General features: G+C 72.1%; 14 protein-coding genes and 1 tRNA gene. 4 read left to right on the forward strand and 11 right to left on the reverse strand.

The genetic code is table 11. The annotated features are described in order from the left end of the window. Positions 1-7: 7 nt before the first annotated feature. The 3 genes from CP976_RS20960 to CP976_RS20970 all read right to left on the reverse strand — a co-directional run bounded on the left by CP976_RS20960 (position 8) and on the right by CP976_RS20970 (position 2,733). Positions 8-475 (reverse strand): SHOCT domain-containing protein, encoded by a 468-nt coding sequence (locus CP976_RS20960; RefSeq protein ID WP_150481769.1) that lies wholly within the window; start codon positions 473-475, stop codon positions 8-10. A 130-nt stretch (positions 476-605) separates the two neighbouring features. Beyond that, on the reverse strand, positions 606-1,952 hold the full coding sequence (locus CP976_RS20965) for a hypothetical protein (protein ID WP_150481770.1): 1,347 nt from the start codon (positions 1,950-1,952) through the stop codon (positions 606-608). Positions 1,953-2,073: 121 nt separating this feature from the next. Continuing rightward, on the reverse strand, positions 2,074-2,733 hold the full coding sequence (locus tag CP976_RS20970; RefSeq protein WP_150481771.1) for an HdeD family acid-resistance protein: 660 nt from the start codon (positions 2,731-2,733) through the stop codon (positions 2,074-2,076). Between the two features lie 222 nt (positions 2,734-2,955). Here CP976_RS20970 and CP976_RS20975 point away from each other — a divergent pair, with 222 nt between their 5' ends. Continuing rightward, positions 2,956-3,585, forward strand: coding sequence for a potassium channel family protein (locus tag CP976_RS20975; RefSeq protein ID WP_150481772.1), 630 nt, complete (start codon positions 2,956-2,958; stop codon positions 3,583-3,585). Beyond that, positions 3,582-5,003, forward strand: a complete 1,422-nt coding sequence (locus CP976_RS20980) for a DUF2252 domain-containing protein (protein WP_150481773.1) — start codon at positions 3,582-3,584, stop codon at positions 5,001-5,003. The genes CP976_RS20975 and CP976_RS20980 overlap by 4 nt, the downstream gene beginning before the upstream one ends. Before the next feature lie 28 nt (positions 5,004-5,031). On the opposite strand, the gene CP976_RS20985 is transcribed toward CP976_RS20980, so the two are convergent. From CP976_RS20985 to CP976_RS20995, 3 genes are all read right to left on the reverse strand, one after another. After that, the gene (locus tag CP976_RS20985; protein WP_031116763.1) at positions 5,032-5,229 is read right to left on the reverse strand and encodes a hypothetical protein; all 198 of its coding nucleotides are present in this window, start codon (positions 5,227-5,229) and stop codon (positions 5,032-5,034) included. 109 nt (positions 5,230-5,338) lie between these two features. After that, entirely contained in the window at positions 5,339-5,878 is a 540-nt protein-coding gene (locus CP976_RS20990; RefSeq protein WP_190146868.1) for a hypothetical protein, read from the reverse strand. Positions 5,879-5,896: 18 nt separating this feature from the next. After that, positions 5,897-7,525, reverse strand: a complete 1,629-nt coding sequence (locus CP976_RS20995) for an MFS transporter (RefSeq protein ID WP_150481774.1) — start codon at positions 7,523-7,525, stop codon at positions 5,897-5,899. A 147-nt stretch (positions 7,526-7,672) separates the two neighbouring features. On the opposite strand from CP976_RS20995, the gene CP976_RS21000 reads away from it, so the two are divergent. After that, positions 7,673-8,638 (forward strand): hypothetical protein, encoded by a 966-nt coding sequence (locus tag CP976_RS21000; protein ID WP_150481775.1) that lies wholly within the window; start codon positions 7,673-7,675, stop codon positions 8,636-8,638. Between the two features lie 3 nt (positions 8,639-8,641). On the opposite strand, the gene CP976_RS21005 is transcribed toward CP976_RS21000, so the two are convergent. From CP976_RS21005 to CP976_RS21025, 5 genes are all read right to left on the reverse strand, one after another. After that, complete coding sequence (locus tag CP976_RS21005; RefSeq protein WP_150481776.1) at positions 8,642-11,335, reverse strand: winged helix-turn-helix domain-containing protein; 2,694 nt, start codon at positions 11,333-11,335, stop codon at positions 8,642-8,644. Positions 11,336-11,512: 177 nt separating this feature from the next. After that, positions 11,513-11,585 (reverse strand) — tRNA-Lys (locus tag CP976_RS21010). A gap of 152 nt (positions 11,586-11,737) precedes the next feature. Continuing rightward, positions 11,738-13,894 carry a DEAD/DEAH box helicase gene (locus tag CP976_RS21015; RefSeq protein WP_150481777.1) on the reverse strand — a complete coding sequence of 719 codons (2,157 nt, stop codon included), beginning with the start codon at positions 13,892-13,894 and terminating at the stop codon, positions 11,738-11,740. Positions 13,895-14,239: 345 nt separating this feature from the next. Further along, positions 14,240-14,779: a hypothetical protein gene (locus CP976_RS21020; protein ID WP_150481778.1), complete on the reverse strand. Its 540-nt coding sequence runs from the start codon at positions 14,777-14,779 to the stop codon at positions 14,240-14,242. An 87-nt stretch (positions 14,780-14,866) separates the two neighbouring features. Further along, entirely contained in the window at positions 14,867-15,217 is a 351-nt protein-coding gene (locus CP976_RS21025; protein WP_059420586.1) for a metallopeptidase family protein, read from the reverse strand. A gap of 83 nt (positions 15,218-15,300) precedes the next feature. On the opposite strand from CP976_RS21025, the gene CP976_RS21030 reads away from it, so the two are divergent. Beyond that, the gene (locus CP976_RS21030; RefSeq protein WP_150481779.1) at positions 15,301-16,887 is read left to right on the forward strand and encodes a metallophosphoesterase family protein; all 1,587 of its coding nucleotides are present in this window, start codon (positions 15,301-15,303) and stop codon (positions 16,885-16,887) included. Positions 16,888-16,945: the final 58 nt, after the last annotated feature.

Consider the following 16,945-nt stretch of genomic DNA (forward strand, 5'->3'; position numbering starts at 1 on the left):
CGGATGCTCAGCGACCGGGGGTGCGGGCGGTGGAACCGGCGTGCTCCGCCGGGCCGTGGCCGGTCAGGACCAGTTCCTTGGCCCTGCGGAACTCCTCGTCCGTGATGTCGCCGCGGGCGCGGATGTCGGACAGCTTGGCCAGTTCGTCGATGCTGCTGGACCGGCCCGTGCTGCCCGCGGCTTCCCTGATGCGGGCGTCGAAGGCTTCCTGCTGTGCCCGGGCCTGCGCCATTTCCCGGCGCCCCATGTTCTTGCCGCGGGCGATCACGTAGACGAAGACGCCCAGGAAGGGCAGCAGGACGGTGAACGCCAGCCAGCCGGCTTTCGCCCACCCGCTCATCTCGTCGTCGCGGAAGATGTCGAAGACGATGCGGAAGAGCAGGACGAACCACATGATCCACAGGAAGAACAGGAGCATGCTCCAGAAGACGCTCAGCAAGGGATAGTCGTAGGCCAGGTACGTCTGTGCGCTCATGTCTCTTCTCCGTTCCGGGCGCTCGCCCGGCCGCCCTGGTGTGCTGTCTTCAGCGTGGGCACGACCGGGGCCGGGTGCCTCACCCGACGCGGGTGAGCCTGCGGGCGGCTGGGGACGGCGGCTCCATGACTCACGGCGCCGCCCGTTGCCCCGCTCGGTCGGCCGGTCCGGCGGCGGCCGCGACGATCGCCAGGACGATCAGGACGGCCAGGGCGATGCCGAGGACGAGCGCCACCGCTCCGACCGTGGGGTGGTTCCAGAACACGAGCGCCAGCGCGCCGGCCGCGATGACGCCACCGGTGATCCATGCCCGGTGGTCCGCCAGCCGGCGTCCGGTGGATCCGGTGCGCACTCCGGCGCGGCGAAGCCCCCGGCCGGCGGCCGTCGTGGCCCGGTCGGCCACCGTGCGGACGGCGCGAGCGGGGCGTCCGGGACCGTACAGGTACGCGACCAGTGCCGTGATCACCGAGACGACCAGCAGGGTGCGCGTGCTGTCGCGCAGGAACCGGACGAACGTGTCGTAGATCGCCGCGGCCGCGTCGGTGGGCAGCGCGGTGGGCGGGACGGAGTCCAGATAGACCCGTCGGAGCACGGCCAGCGCGACGAGCAGCACCACCATCATCACGCCGACACCCGTCGCGGTGATCATCAGCATCACCCGGTGTGCCGGATTGGTCCACACGGCGAGCGCGGCGAGGACCACGGTCAGGACGGGCAGCCAGGTGCCGAGGATGTCCAGCAGCCGCATCGTGTCCTGCGCCTTGCCCAGTTCCTCGGCCTGGAACAGCGTGATCGTCCGGTCGGTGTCCGGGATGGCGGCCGCCTTGTCGAAGCCGGCGTCGACGAGCCGCTCCCGTACCTGGTCGACGACCGCTCCCACGTCCAGCCGGACGGTGTCGCCCTCGGCGCGCAGGGCACCCTGCCTGTCACCGGTCAGCATGTTCACCACCGCGGCGTGCGACCGCCGGTTGGCGCCCTCCCACACCTGCTGGAAGACATCGCTGGTGATCACGCGCGTCACGGTGCGGTCCACCACGGTCCTGACCGCGTTGCGCAGCGGACCCTCGAGGGACTCGGCCCCCGCCACCACCCGGGGTGGTGCCCCGGCGTCCTGGAGGGCCTTGGTGAGCGAGTCCGTCACCGCCTTGACGTCCACGTTCTCCACCACACGGTCCGTGAGCCGGTTGATCACGACCTCCTGCACGGGCGGCTCGGACGCCAGCGGCGCGACGGTCTCCACGTACCTGTCGGTGTCGGAGACCGTGTCCTGGACCCAGGCCGCGACGACGGCCAGGGGCGCGAGCAGCAGGGCCAGCAGGAGGAGGACCGAGGAGCCGGCCCGGCGTACCCGCCGGTGGCGCACCGCCGCGTGCCGGCGCAGTCGCTCGTACTCCGCGCGTTCCTCGGCGGTCATGACGTGCTTCTGGTGCGGCGTTCCGCCGGAGTCCGGCGAATCCGGGGTCTCGGCCGGGTCCATGGGTGCTCCTCTCCGTGCGCCGCTTCGGCCGTGACGGCCGCCGCCCGGAATGGCGGTGGGTGGCTGAGGCGACCGCAGGGTCCGGTGCGCTGCCGCGCCCACCGGAGCGGCAGGTGCGGCGTCAGTCCGTCTCGGCGGGGGCCCGCGGCCCCGGGGGATGCGTCTTCCGGAAAGCCGCCCGCCACGCGAGGGCGACCACCGCCTCGCCCAGGCCGAGCAGGACGAGCCACAGGCCGAGCAACCGGGTCAGGGCGCGGGCCGACTCGGCCGGCAGCGCGAGCACCACGATCCCCGCGACGACGGCGAGCACCGCGACGCCCAGGAGGACGCCACGGTGAGGCAGGTCCTTCGCGGCGACGGCCGTGTAGAGGGTGAGGATGCCGGACGCCAGCCAGACGACCCCGACGATCAGTGAGAGCGCGGCGATCGTCTGCAGCGGGTTCCGCAGGCACAGCACTCCGGCAAGGACGTACAGCACGGACAGGAACAGCCCCGGTAGCCGTTCGTGGCCCTCCCGGGCGAAGACCTCGACGAACCGGAACGCCCCGGCCACCAGCAGGTGCAGGCCGACGAGGACCGCCAGGACGTGCAGGGTCACCTCCGGCCAGACCAGTACCAGGACACCCAGGACAAGGGTCGCGACGGCCGAGGCCAGGAGCCAGGTCCATGAACGGCCGAGCCGCGCCAGTGCCTGCGCGGGTTCCTCCAGCGGCCCTGGGGCCGCCCCGTCGGGCTCGTGTTCCTGCCCGGTGCGCGATGCCGGACCACGCGACATGGTCATGGCTCCTCCTCGCGTGATCGGACGGTCGCTTCCGGCCGCCGACGGGGCGGTGTGTGAGGGGGCGGTGTGCGAGGACCTGACCGCTCCAGGGTCACGCCTGCCACCGGAAGCCGGATCACCCGCCACGGGTGATCCGGCGACGCCGCCGGGGCGGTGAGGTGGGACTCCCGGAGCCCTGACCCATCAGCCTTCCGGCCGCCGGACGGAACGAAGAGACACGAGATGAGCGATCCGAGCACTGCACCGACGGACCGCGCCCGGTCCGAGCCGGACGCCCACCGGCGCCGCAGGCGGCTCCGCCCCCGCCGGTGGGCGGCTGTCGGCACCGTCGCCCGCGCGGTGCTCATCGCCGCCGGCCTCCTCACGGCCTACTACCTGCTGCCCCTGGACGAGCGCGGTACGGCCGGTGCCTCGGCGCTGCTCGTGTGCGGTCTGCTGGCGGTGCTGCTGGTGTTCGGCTGGGAGGTGCGGGCCATCATGCGCTCAGCCCACCCGCGCCTGAAGGCAGTCGAGGCACTGGCCGCCACGCTGGCCCTGTTTCTGGTCCTCTTCGCCGGCGCCTACTACCTGCTGGGCCGCTCCGCCCCGGACTCCTTCAGCGAGCCGATGACCAGGACGGACGCCCTGTACTTCACTCTCACCACCTTCAGCACCGTCGGCTACGGGGACATCACGGCACGCTCCCAGACCGGGCGCGTGCTGACGATGGTGCAGATGGCGGGAGGACTGCTGCTCGTGGGCGTCGCCGCACGGGTGCTCGCGAGCGCGGTCCAGGCGGGGCTGAGCCGGCAGCGCCGGGAGCCGCGCCCCGGCACCGACGCCGGGACTCGGGACGAGGAGACCGGGCCATGACCGTACCCAGTGCTTTCACCGCGTCCCTGTCACCGGCCGAGCGAGCGGCGTACGGCAGGAACGCGCGCAGACGGGCCTCGCGTTCGTGCCACGGCTGGTACGAGACGGCGCAGCGGCGACCCGACCCGATCGAGGTGATAGAGGATCAGTCGGCCGATCGTGTGCCGGACTTGGTGCCGATCCGCTACGGCCGCATGCTGGAGTCGCCGTTCCGCTTCTACCGCGGCGCAGCCGCGATCATGGCGACGGACCTGGCGCCCCTGCCCAACTCCGGGCTCCAGGTGCAGCTCTGCGGGGACGCCCACCCGCTGAACTTCCGGCTGCTCGCCTCGCCGGAGCGCCGTCTGGTCTTCGACATCAACGACTTCGACGAGACCCTGCCCGGACCGTTCGAATGGGACGTCAAGCGACTGGCCGCCGGTTTCGTGACGGCCGGCCGGGCCAACGGCTTCTCGCGCAAGGAGCAGAACAGCACCGTGCGGGCCTGCGTGCGGGCCTACCGGGAGCGGATGCGCGAGTTCGCCGGCATGCGCACCCTGGACATCTGGTACGCCCAGGACGACGCCGACCGGCTGCGGGAACTGCTGGCGTCGTCGAACGACAAGTCGCTGGACAGGGAGACCAGACGCCGTACCGCCGAGGCCGCGGCGCGCGCCCGTACGCGTACGCATCTGAGGGCCTTCGAAAAGCTCACCCGCCTCACGGCCGAGGGCCGGCGCATCGCACCGGACCCACCGCTGATCACCCCGCTCGCCCAGCTCTCGGCCGATTCGTCCACGGCCGGGCGGGAGAAGGAACTCCAGACCCTCCTGGACGGGTACGCACGGACCCTGCCGTCCGAGCGCCGGCACCTGTTGCGCCACTACCGCCTGGTGGACATGGCCCGGAAGGTGGTGGGCGTCGGCAGCGTCGGTACGCGCTGCTGGGTGCTGCTCCTGCTCGGCAGGGACGACGATGATCCCCTGCTGCTTCAGGCCAAGGAGGCGCAGGAGTCGGTGCTGGCCGCCCACACCGGCGGCGAACGCTACGACAACCAGGGCCGCCGGGTGGTGGCCGGACAGCGCCTGATGCAGACGGCCGGCGACATCTTCCTCGGCTGGACGCACGTCGTGGGCCTCGACGGGCGGGGCCGGGACTTCTACGTGCGCCAGCTGTGGGACTGGAAGGGCATCGCACGGCCGGAGACCATGGGCCCTGGCTTGCTCTCCCTCTTCGGCCGGCTGTGCGGGGCGTCCCTGGCACGGGCCCACGCCCGCTCGGGCGATCCCCTGGCCCTCGCCGCCTACCTGGGCGGCAGCGACCGCTTCGACCGCGCGCTCACCGAGTTCGCCCAGTCCTACGCCGACCAGAACGAGCGGGACTTCGCGGCGCTGGAGGCCGCCCGCCGCTCCGGCCGGATCAGGGCGGAGCGCCTGTGACGACACCTGGTCCACACCGCCCGGCCCCTCACTCCGGCACCTGCCGCATCTCCAGGACCCGCAGTCCCAGTGACTGGCAGCGAGCCAGCAGTCCGTACAGGTGCGCTTCGTCCACGACAGGGCCGAACAGGACGGTCTGGCCGGACATCACCACGTGGCCCAGCTCCGGAAAGGCTTTGGCCAGCGTTTCCGACAGGTGTCCCTCGACTCGGATCTCGTAGCGCACGAGCTGTCCTTCCCTGTTCCCTGCGATCGTCCGTCTCCGCACTCCTTCGGTCCTCACCCGGTGCAGGTGACCCGTTGACCGGTGACAGTCCCCCACGGGTCGACGCCTCTCAATGCGTCAGAACGATCTTGACGGAGATGATCAGTAGACCGAGCAGCAAGTTGACCGATGCGGTGACGGCCATGAGCCGCCGCGAAGCACCGGCGCGGCGGGCCGCGGCCACGGACCAGCCCACCTGCCCGGCCACGGCGACGGAGAGGGCCAGCCAGAGGGCGCCGCGCACGTCCAGGCCCAGGAGCGGACTGACGGCGACCGCGGCGGCCGGCGGGACGGCGGCCTTGACGATCGGCCACTCGTCACGGCACACGTTCCACACGAGCCGGCGGTCCGGAGCCTGCTGCGTCAGGCGCGCCCCGAAGAGCTGTGCATGCACGTGCCCGACCCAGAACACCACGCCGGTGAGGAACAGCAACAGCACCAACTCGACGCGGGGGAACGAGCCCAGGGAGCCGGCGCCGACCACCACGGAGGCCGCGAGCATGGATCCGTAGACGCCGCCCGTGTAGTCCGCGCGGGCCCGGCGCTCGGCACGGCGCTCCGCGCGGGCCGTGGCCGGGCCGATTCTCGTTCCGGCTCTGGTCCTCGGCACCGGTGACTCCCTCCGGACTCAGCTCGTCGAGCCGGTCACTGAGGCCGGAGCGTCGGCGTCCGGCTGCCGCGGACGGCGGTCCCCGGCCGTCGGCAGGTGCGGTGTGACCAGGAGACTGGCGAGAGCGATGCCGCCGGTGGCCAGGATCGCCGCCTTCAGACCGTCGAGCTGCGCGGAGGCGTAGGAGTCCGCGACGGCGTCGACCTCGGACGGTGGCAACCCGGCACGCTCGGCCGCCGAGCGCACCTGGTCGGTGGAGACGAAGGAGACCCCCGCCTGGAGAGCGACACCGACCTCCTCACGGGTCTGTTCGGACAGCCGCGGGTTGTCCGCCACCTGCGAGGTGAAGGCGTGGGCCAGCGCACCGATGAGGATCGACCCGATGAGCGCGGTGCCCAGCGCGGAGCCCAGATTCTGTGCCGTGAACTGGAGCCCTCCGGCCTCACTGCGTTCCTCCTCGCCGACGCTGGACTGGACGACGTTGCCGAGCTGCGAGGCGAGCAGGCCGACGCCCACGCCCAGCAGGGCCATGGCTCCGGCGAACTGCGCGTCGTCGATGACCGGGTCGATGGTGGCCAGCAGCCACACGATGGCCGCCGCCAGGGTCACCAGGGCCAGGCGGACCACCCGGCGCGGCCCCCACACCCGCCCCAGCGAGGACGCGGAAAGGGAGGTCACCAGCATCGTGGCGGACACCGGGAGCAGACGCAGACCCGTCTCGAAGGCGTCGAATCCCTGCACCACCTGCAAGTACAGGGGGATGGTGAAGAACAGCCCCAGCAGGATGAGGTTCTGGCTCAGCAGCGTCATCAGGCCGGACCGCAGGACGGGCCTGCCCAGCAGGGACAAGTGCACGAGGGGATCGGCGCCCCGGTGCTCCCGCCGCCGCTCCCAGTGCCGGAAGAGGGCCAGGACGGCCGCCCCGGCGCCGACGACGAACAGGGTCGGGGCGAAACCGAAGACGGTGAAGGGCGGGTTGCGGGGCTGCACCCACCCCCAGGTGCTGCTCTGCAGCACCCCGAGCACGCCCAGCCCCAGCCCGGCCGCGGAGAGCACCGCGCCGACCCCGTCCAGCCGGGGACGCGGGCCGCTCGGGGCGGACTTCGCGATCACCCGGCGGCACAGCAGGACGGCCACGACGACCACGACCTCGCCGGCGAAGACCAGCCGCCAGGTGAGGTACGTCGTCACCCAGCCGCCCAGGAGCGGGCCGACCGCGATCCCGGCACCGGCGAGCCCGCCGATGATCGCGTAGGCGATGGCCCGGTCCTTCCCGCGGTACGACTCGGCGACGAGGGCGGCCATGGCCGGCAGCACCATGGCGGCTCCGAGCCCTTCGATGACGGACCAGCCCAGCGTGAGGACCCACAGCGTGGGCGCCACGGCGGTCAGGGCCGACCCCACGCCGTAGACGACCAGCCCCAGAAGGAACATGCGGCGACGCCCCAGGATGTCCCCGAACCTGCCGCCGATGACCATGAAAGCCGCCATGACCAGCGCGTACAGGGTGATGACGGCCTGGATGGCGGTGACCTCGGTGTCGAAGTCCTCGACCAGCTGACTGATGGACACGTTCATGACGGAGGTGTCCAGGACCATCAGGAACTGGGCCGTTCCGAGGACGATCAGAGCCCGCCAGTGCTTCACGCTGTCCACCTCTCGCGCGTATCGCCGCTGTCCCATCGCATCCGAAGCACACGCCCCGTGCCTCACCCGCCACGGGGGAAGGCCGGGCGAAAGAAGAGGGGACTGACCATTTGTCCTCATTGGGGTGGTGTGTGATAGATACGATCTGTGCCGCACCGGGAGAAAGCGAAAACTGCGCGTTCCCGCAAGGAGCCCTCCCCTGAGCGCTCGCTGCTGGCGTCGGTCGTCGGCGATCCGGGACACCTCCCCGAACTCCTCGCCGACTTCGCTGTCCGCAGCGTCGGTCCTGCTGTGCCCGAAGCCATCGCCTCACTTCGGCGGGATCACCCCACCGCCACCGAGACGGAGCTACGGGCCCGCGTGGTCGCTCGCGGCCGTCGGACCGTCGTATCGGAGGGTTCGATCGTGGGCGGCCCGTTCCTCGTCCTCCTCCCCGTCGCGTTCTGCGCGGCGCTGCTCCGCCAGGCACGGACGGTCCTGGAGCTGGCCGCCCTCGACGGCCGCGACCCCACGGCGAGCGCCCGCGCCGGGGAACTCCTCGTCCTCCAGGGGGTGTACGAGGACACCCGGCAGGCGCAGCAGGCGCTCACCCGCACCGGACGCGCCGCCGGCGCACCCACCCGCTGGAAGCGGTGGGCGGCCCTGTGGGTCGTCACCCTGCGCATGGCCCACCTGCTGGGCATCCTCACGCCAGGCGAGGGAGGTCATGACGCGGGTCGACGCGTACACCGCGTCGCCGGCCAGGCTTGGCGGTGGCTGCTCCTCGGCGTGGTCTTCCTGGTCGGACTGGTCGCGCCCCTCGTCTGGCTCCCGTACATGGCGATGATCTACCAGCGCGCCGACGCCCGCCTGGCAGACCGTGTCCTCGCCTTCTACTTCGCCGACACCGCGCCCGCCCCGCGCCACCGGGCCTCCCGCCTCGAACCGGAAGTGATCGCGTCCGCGCTCCGCGCGCTCCTCTCCCTCCTCGTTCCGCTCGTCCTGACCGCCGCGACCTTCCTGACCGGGCTGCGCATCGCCGACAGCCGCTGGCCGGTCCTCGGCATCGCCCTGGCCACGGCCTCGGCAGCGGTCGGCGCGCTCTGGTACCGGCGCCACCACCGGCGTCCTTGACCGTCACAACAGCCCGAGGTCGCGCGCGCGGCGCACCGCGTCGCTGCGCCGGTTCACCGCCAGCTTCCGGTACACGCTCTTGAGGTGGGTCTTCACCGTGTTCACCGACACGTAGAGGTCGGCGGCGATCTCCTCCGTCGACATCATCCCGGCCAGCCGCTCCAGGACATCGCACTCACGTCCGCTCAGCTCCACCGCGACAAGTGGCGAGGGCGGCGTCTCCGGGACGGGCTGCTCCCCGCGTCGTAGCGGGCCGGGCGTGAGCCAGCCCCCGGCCAGCTCGTCCAGCGGAGCCGTGGCCAGAAGAGGCCGGATCCACGCTCCGGCATCCAGGAACGGACGCCGCAGCCGCTCGCGCCGGGCGTCGAGGAGCGCCTGTGCCACGAGTCTGCGGGCGGTGGCGGTGTCTCCCGCCCTCTCCGCGGCCTGAGCCCTCACCAGCGCTGCCCGCACGGTCACCGCCGGCCCCGTGCCGCCCTGCGTGTGGATGCTGTCGAGCAGGTCGACAGCCGTCTCGGGACGCCCGGCGGCGAGCTGGATCGCCGCGGCCTCCACCACACACGCCGGCTGGTCGCCGGACACGCCCTGGAGGACCTCGGCTGCTTCGTCCGGCCGCCCTTGGGCCAGGTGGGCGGCGGACGCGATGAGCGCCTCATGGCTTGCCGCCCAGGGTGAGGCCACCGCGGCGGAGACGGCCGGGTCCGCCGCCTCGACGGCGGCTCGTGCCCGGCCCCTGGCCAGCAGCAGACGGGCGGTGGCGAGGGCTCGTCCTGCCGACGGCACCGGATCACGGGCTCCCGACGGGACGGGCGCCTCGTCGAGGAGGGCCTGGGCCCGGTCCAGCTCATGACGGTCGACGGCCACGGCGGCCAGGACCAGCCTCTCGATGCCTGAACCCGACGACTGGGACATGCCGACGCGCTCCGTCTCGGACACCGCCGCCAGGGCCTTGCGCTCCGCCCGGCCGGGCCAGCCGTTCAGATAGTCGATCAGGGCCAGGTGCCCCATCGACTCCTCCCGGGGCAGCACGATGGCAGCGGAGCCGGGCGTGCCCACCACAGTGGTGAGAACAGCGCGTGCGTCCTCGAAACGCCCGGCCCACAGGCGTGCCGACCCCAGATGCGTCAGCAGCAGGGCGGGGATCTCGGGATGCTTGTCCAGGAGCTGCGCCGGGACTTCCCGCCGCAGCTCGGCGGCCGACTCGGCGGCCGACTCGGCCCGTGGCGGACATCCGGTCAGCCGGGCGGCCAGGGCCTCCAGCAGCGCACAGCTCAGCTGGGCGGCGGCCAGGTGGGGCGCGTCGTCGGCCAGATGCTCCCGGGCGCGGCGCAGGCGGGGCAGACCACGGTCCAGGTCGCACCGGGACAGGTCGTAGGCCGCGCGTACGAGGTCCGTCGCCGGACTCCGGGCCTCCGGCCCCATCCGGGAGAACAACTGGGTCAGGTCACCCGAGCGCAGGCCGTTGAAGAGCTGTCCGATCGCCAGGTCGTCGACGAGGGCCCCGGCGGTGAACTCCCAGTCGCCCGCGGCGGCGCCGTGGGCCAGTGTCTCCGGCAGGAATCCGGAACGGCGCATCCACCGCGCGGCCCGCCGGTGCAGTTCCGGCTCGACGCCGGGCAGGCGCTCGCGCAGATGGGCCCGGAGGATCTCCCCGAACAGCGGGTGGAGCTGGTACCAGGAGTGCCCGAGGTGCTCGACGAACGCGTTGTCGCGGTGCAGCCCGGCGAGGAGGGGTCCGGCATCGCTGCGGAGGGTCAGCGCGTCGGCAAGATCGGGAGAGAAACGATCCAGGACGCTGACGCGCAGCAGCAGGTCCTGCGTCTCCTCGGGCTGTCCCTTGAGGACCTCGGCCAGCAGGAAGTCCGCGACCGTACTGTGGTCCGCCTCGAACTCCTTGAGATAGAGCTCCGGGTCGGCGCTCTCCCGAGCGGCCAGAGCGGACAGGCGCAGACCGGCGGCCCAGCCCCGGGTGCGGTCCACCAGGGCGCCCGCGGCCTGGACCGGAAGGCTCAGACCATGCAGCTCAAGGAGAGCGACCGCCTCTTCGGGCGTAAAGGCGAGCTCCGCGGCGCGGATCTCCGTCAGCTCGCCGGCCGCCCGGTAACGGTGCAGCGGAAGCAGCGGTTCGGTGCGGGTGACGAGGACGAGGCGCAGCCCCTGCCCGGCGTGGCGCAGGACGAACTCCAGTTGCTCCGCGACCTCCGGAGCGGTCACCCGCTCGAACTCGTCGAGCACGAGGACCACGGGCCGGCCACGATCGTTCAGCTCGGCGGCGAGCGCGGCCAGCAGCTTCTGATCCACTTCGGTCGCGTCCGCGGGAGTCCCGATCCGGTCGGACGCCGACGCACCACAAGCGCGCAGTGCCTGAAGGACGTACGCCCAGAAAACTCCCGGACGCCGGTCCCCCACCTCCACGGTGAGCCAGGCGACCGGCGGCCGCAGTCCGCCGGCCCAGTCGGCCGCCAGCAGGGTCTTGCCGGCTCCGGCCGCCCCGTCGATCAGGGTCAGCGGCGTCCGGAGAGCCTGGTCGAGATGGTCGACGAGCCGCTGCCGCCGCAGGAACGTGTCCGGCCTCGCTGGGAAGGCGAACCGGGTGCGCAGAAACGGGTCCCCCACGGGGTCGGCGTACGGCACCGCCGGAACGATCGGAACCGCTGGTCCTCGGGAGTTGTCGTCCGTCTCGGCCACGGCGTCCATCACCCCTGTCCGCCAGGGTCACGTCACAGGTAGCGCTTCCTCCCTCAGCATCCCAGCCTTCCTGTCCCGCCGCGCGGCGGGACAGGACACCCGAAAACGAAGCAGCGCCCGACCCGACCGAAGTCGAATCAGGCGCTGCGTAGCAGGTCAGAGGCCATATCCCCCGCCCGCCTCCGGTAGGCCCTGTGGGACTCGAACCCACAACCAATGGATTAAAAGTCCACTGCTCTGCCAATTGAGCTAAGGGCCCAGGCGATGTTGCCCCCACGAGCATAGCCGGACCAGGCCGACTCTCCGATCGGGTATCGGTGACCCGGCCGTGCCGGAGGTGTGAAAACCCTCTCCGGAACGGCGAAGCGCCGTGGCCCCGTTGGGGGCCACGGCGCTTGTCACGCCTGTGCGTCAGCCGTTGCGCTTCCAGCGCGGCTTGTCCTCGCGGCGCTGGAAGGAACCGCCGCCACGGTGGTCGTCACGACGGCCCTGCGGACGGTCGTGCCCGGGACGGTCGTGCCCGCCGGAGCGGAAGCCCGGACGGTCGTCCCGGCGGTCCCGGTTGAAGGGACGGTCGCTGCCACGGTGCCCACCGCGCTCGTCCCGGCGGAAGCCGCCACGGTCGTCACGACGCTCGAACGGACGGCCGCCACGGTCGTCACGACGCTCGAACGGACGGCCGCCACGGTCGTCACGACGCTCGAAGGAACGACCACCACGGTCGTCACGACGGAAGCCGCCGCGCTCACCCCGGTCGCCCCGGTCCGCCCGGTCGTCCCGGCGGAAACCACCACGGTCGCGGTCACGGTCGAAGGAACGGCCGCCACGGTCACCGTCACGGTCCCGGTTGAACCCGCCGCGGTCGTCACGACGCTCGAACGAACGACCACCACGGTCATCACGACGCTCGAACGAACGCCCGCCACGGTCATCACGACGCTCGAAGGAACGGCCCCCACGGTCGTCACGACGCTCGAAGGAACGGCCACCGCGGTCACGGTCGAAGGACCGGTCACGCCCGGCACCGCCGCGCTCCTCGCGCTGCTCCCGCCGCTCGTAGGGCGCGGGAGCCTCGGAGCGCTGCTCGCGCTCGGCGTCCTGCGCGGTCCGCTGCTCCGGCACCGAGATCTCGACGCCGGCCGGAACCTCCGCGGGCTCCCCGGCGACCACGGCCGCAGGGTCCTCGCCACGCTCCCGGGCGACCCGCGCGAGCAGCCGGTCGGACTCCTCACGCAGCTCGTTCGCGCGCCGCTGCGCCCGCTCCAGCTCCTTGGTGAGCTGGGCGACCTCGCGCTCGGCCTGTTGCGCGGCGTTGCCCACGGACTCGGCCTGGACCTCGGTCATCGACCGGGCGCCGGTGATCTCGGCGACCTCCGGGTCGAAGGCCGCGCCGCCCTGGATGATGTGGCGCGTGGCGTCGACGCCCGCGTCCTCCATCAGCCGGAAGATCTGACGCCGCTGGTGCGGCAGGGACAGGGACACGACCGTGCCCGTGCGGCCGGCACGCGCCGTGCGGCCCGCGCGGTGCAGGTAGTCCTTGTGGTCGCCGGCCGGGTCCACGTTCAGCACCAGGTCGATGCCGTCGACGTGGATGCCGCGCGCCGCGACGTCGGTCGCGACGAGCACGTTGACGTACCCGTCCTTGAAGTCGGCCAGGGTCCGCGTCCGCGCGCCCTGGGTCATGCCGCCGTGCAGCGCGTCGGCCTTCACACCGGAGTCGCGCAGCTGCTCGGCGACGCGGTCGGCGCCCAGCTGGGTGCGGACGAAGATGATGGTGCGGCCCTTGCGGGAGGCGATGGCCGCGGTGACCGGCGCCTTGTCCTTGGGCTTCACGATCAGGATGTGGTGCGACATGGTCGTCACCGCGCCCTGGGCGGCGTCCACCTCGTGGTGGACCGGGTCCTTCAGGTACCGGTCGACGAGGGTCTTGATCTCGTTCTCCATGGTCGCGGAGAACAGCATCCGCTGACCGCCCGCCGGGATCTGGTCGAGCAGCTCCGTCACCTCGGGCAGGAAGCCCAGGTCGGACATCTGGTCGGCCTCGTCGAGAACGGCGATCTGCACGTTCTCCAGCGAGCAGGCGCCGCGGTTGATGATGTCGCGCAGCCGGCCCGGAGTGGCGACCAGGACGTCGACGCCCCTCTCCAGGGCGTAGATCTGGTTGCCCATGGACGTACCGCCGCAGACGACCTTCATCTTGAGGCCGAGGACGTCGCCGTAGGGCTGGAGCGCGTCGGCGACCTGCATGGCGAGCTCACGCGTCGGCGTGAGGATGACGGCCCGCGGCTTGTGCTTCTCGGTGCGGCCGCCGGCCAGCGTGGCCAGGGTCGGCAGACCGAAGGAGAGGGTCTTGCCGGAGCCGGTGCGGCCACGGCCGAGGATGTCCTTGCCGACCAGGGCGTCCGGGATGGTCGCGGCCTGGATCGGGAAGGGGGTGGTCACACCGTTCTGCGCGAGCTTGCGCACGACGCCCTCGGGGAGACCGAGGCCGGCGAAAGTGAGTTCGGGGGTGTCGTCGGCTGCCTCGTTCTCGGGCACGACGATGTGATCAGTACTGGCGATGGACATGCGAATGCGAAACCTTCCGGAGTCTCGTCGGCACGCGCCCGTCAACTCCGTGATTCGCGATTCGCAATACGACCGCCTCAATGCGGTCCACCACGGCAAGGGAGAGAGTACGCGCCACACGGCGCGCTCTGCAGTGGCGCCGGGCAAGTTGGGATCAAACGATCTGCCACCATACGCACTCCGGGCCCCACAAGGCAAACCGGACTGTGCAGGAGGCAGCGGGCTGCTTTCCGAGGCCGGACAGCTTCCCGACCCCTCCAACCAACCCCCGGCCGGAAATGTTCCCGCCGCGACGGCGCACTCCCGGCCCGCGGCGGCGACCGCCGCGACAGTGCGTTCCCGGCCCTACGCCGGTGACCCCGCCTCCGGTGCCGGCTCCCGCTGCGCCAGCTGCGGCCCCGGCGGCTCGTGCGCCGACGACGACGGCTCCGGCTTGTCCGTCGGCTCCGGCGACGTCGTCACCTCGGTCGGCGTCGGCGTGGGCTCGGGATCCGCCGACCGGGTGGGCGTCGGCGGGGCCGGCGGCTTCGGCGTCGGCCTGGCCGGCTTCCCCGGCTTGTCGCGCCCCGGCGGGGAGGCGCTCACCACGGCGGACGGCGACGCCCCGGGGGTCGCCGGTCCCCCCGCCTTACCGCCCTTGTCCTTGCCGCCCTTCTTCCCCTTGCCGCGCCCGCGCTCGCCGTCGGCCCCCGCCGCGCCGAGCCCGGTACCGCCGCCCGACACCGCCGAGCCGCCGTCGGGCGTCTCGCCGCCCCGCTGCCCGGCGGAGTGCGACGGCTTGACGCTCCCGCCCGCGTCGTCGTCGCCGACGCTCATGCAGCCGGCGGCGGCGGCGACGGCCACGACCGTGGCGGCCAGACGGACGGGTACGTACAAGGGGCGCACGGGGCCACCTCCGGGAAGGGTGATGGAGTCAACACCTCCAACTCCCGCCGCACACAAGAGGACACGCGCCCCGTATTCACAACCCGCTCAGCCGTAGCCCAGGGCGTGAAGGCGCGCGTCGTCGATGCCGAAGTGGTGCGCGATCTCGTGCACCACTGTGATCTCCGTCTCGGCGACGACGTCCTCCCGCGACTCGCACATCCGCAACGTGGGATTCCGGTAGATGGTGATGCGGTCCGGCAGCACACCGGCGTACCACTCGCCCCGGTCGGTCAGCGGAGTCCCCTCGTACAGCCCGAGCAGCTCGGGATCGTCCGACGGCGGATCGTCCTCGACGAACACCGCGACGTTGTCCATCAATCGCGTCAACTCCGGCGGGATCCGGTCGAGCGCCTCGGCAACCAGTTCCTCGAACTCCTCGCGCGTCATCTCCAGCACAGGCCCATTGTCGGCCACGACACGGCCGTACGAGAGCCATCCGGCGTCGCATATCCGGCCCGTCACTTGGGCATACGGGACCAATGGCCCGCGTCCCCGCCGCAGTCCTGAGTGTCCTGAACCCGATCCGCAAGGCCCCGCGCACCCTCGCCCGCCGCTACCGCTCCCGCCAGGCCCCGGCCACGGTCGAACTCGTGCCGCAGCCGCACCCCTGGTCCCGCGCGGTGGGGCTGGTGGCCGTCGTCCTCCTCGGCGCCTGGCTGGGCCTGCTGGTCGTGGGCAATGTCCGGGTCCCGGTCGGCCCCATGAACACCACCATGACCCTGCGCCCCTCCTTCACGGGCGGCACCAAGATCAACATCTCGCCGCTGGGCGCCCTCCAGCTCGACAGCCACATCGCCCCCGTCCGCCTGGACGTGAACGTCGACCAGCTCGACCCGGAGCGCTCCCAGGCTCTGGTCGACCACCCCGAACGGCTCTCCGGCCTCCAGGACGAGGTCACCCAGGACGTCGGACGCGGCACCCTCGACCTGGCCCTCCGCTCGGGCGTCGCCGTCGTCGGCGGCGCCACCGCACTCGGCCTCGCGGTCTACCGCCGGCCCCGCCGCGCCCTGGCCGCCGGCGGCCTCGCGCTCACCCTCCTCGCCGCCTCGGGCGGCACGGCGTACGCCACCTGGCGCCCCGACTCCGTCCTGGAACCCAAGTTCTCCGGACTCCTCACCTCGGCCCCCTCCCTGGTGGGCAACGCGCGCAGCATCGTCACCGAATTCGACGTCTACCAGAAGGAATTGGCCCGCCTGGTCACCAACGTCACCAAGCTCTACGACGCCACCTCGACCCTCCCGGCCTACGCGCCCGACCCCTCCACCATCCGGGTCCTGCACGTCTCCGACATCCACCTGAACCCGGCGAGCTGGAAGATCATCGCCTCGCTCGTGGAGCAGTACAAGGTGGACGTGATCGTCGACTCGGGCGACACGATGGACCACGGCACGGCCGCCGAGAACGGCTTCCTGGACCCCATCGAGGGCCTCGGGGCCCCCTACGTCTGGGTCCGCGGCAACCACGACTCGATGATCACCCAGCGCTATCTGGAGGGCCTGAAGAACGTCCACGTCCTGGACGACGGCCGGGCCGAGACGATCGAGGGCCTGCGCTTCGCGGGCATCGGCGACCCGCAGTTCACCCCGGACCGCTCGAAGCAGCCCGGCAACGAGCAGTCCCAGGAACTGGCCGGAGCCCGCCTGGCCACGGCCCTGCGCGACCAGCGCACGGCCGGCACCCCGGTGGACATCGCCATCGCCCACGAGCCGTCGGCGGCCCGCGAGGTCGACGGTGAGGTGCCACTGGCGCTGGCCGGCCACGTCCACCACGACGAGATGGAAGTCCTGAAGTACGGCACCCGGCTCCGCATCGAGGGCTCCACGGGCGGCAGCGGCCTGCGCGCCATCGAGGGAAAGCACCCGGATCCCATCGAGGCGTCGATCCTGTACTTCGACCGGGACAACCGCCGCCTCCAGGCCTGGGACGAGATCGAACTGGGCGGCCTCGGCCTGACGACAGCCGAGGTCAGCCGCCACATCCCGGAGGAGAACCAACCGGGCGCGACCCAGTCCCCGACCACCCCCGCGACGGAGCCCCCGTCGCAGTCCCCGACGCCCTCCCCCTAAACCGTTTTGGCGATAGCTCCCGCCATCCCATATGCTTCTCACGTCCCCGACGCGCTGA

The organism is Streptomyces coeruleorubidus (genome assembly GCF_008705135.1).
In the GTDB taxonomy this organism is placed as follows: domain Bacteria; phylum Actinomycetota; class Actinomycetes; order Streptomycetales; family Streptomycetaceae; genus Streptomyces; species Streptomyces coeruleofuscus.

Excerpts from the sequence above, each read along its gene's own strand:
- CP976_RS20965 (WP_150481770.1), bottom strand. The coding sequence starts at position 1,952 with ATGGACCCGGCCGAGACCCCGGATTCGCCGGACTCCGGCGGAACGCCG.
- CP976_RS21015 (WP_150481777.1), bottom strand. The coding sequence starts at position 13,894 with ATGTCCATCGCCAGTACTGATCACATCGTCGTGCCCGAGAACGAGGCA.
- CP976_RS21005 (WP_150481776.1), bottom strand. The coding sequence starts at position 11,335 with ATGGACGCCGTGGCCGAGACGGACGACAACTCCCGAGGACCAGCGGTT.
- CP976_RS20975 (WP_150481772.1), top strand. The coding sequence starts at position 2,956 with ATGAGCGATCCGAGCACTGCACCGACGGACCGCGCCCGGTCCGAGCCG.
- CP976_RS20960 (WP_150481769.1), bottom strand. The coding sequence starts at position 475 with ATGAGCGCACAGACGTACCTGGCCTACGACTATCCCTTGCTGAGCGTC.
- CP976_RS20970 (WP_150481771.1), bottom strand. The coding sequence starts at position 2,733 with ATGACCATGTCGCGTGGTCCGGCATCGCGCACCGGGCAGGAACACGAG.
- CP976_RS20980 (WP_150481773.1), top strand. The coding sequence starts at position 3,582 with ATGACCGTACCCAGTGCTTTCACCGCGTCCCTGTCACCGGCCGAGCGA.
- CP976_RS21030 (WP_150481779.1), top strand. The coding sequence starts at position 15,301 with ATGGCCCGCGTCCCCGCCGCAGTCCTGAGTGTCCTGAACCCGATCCGC.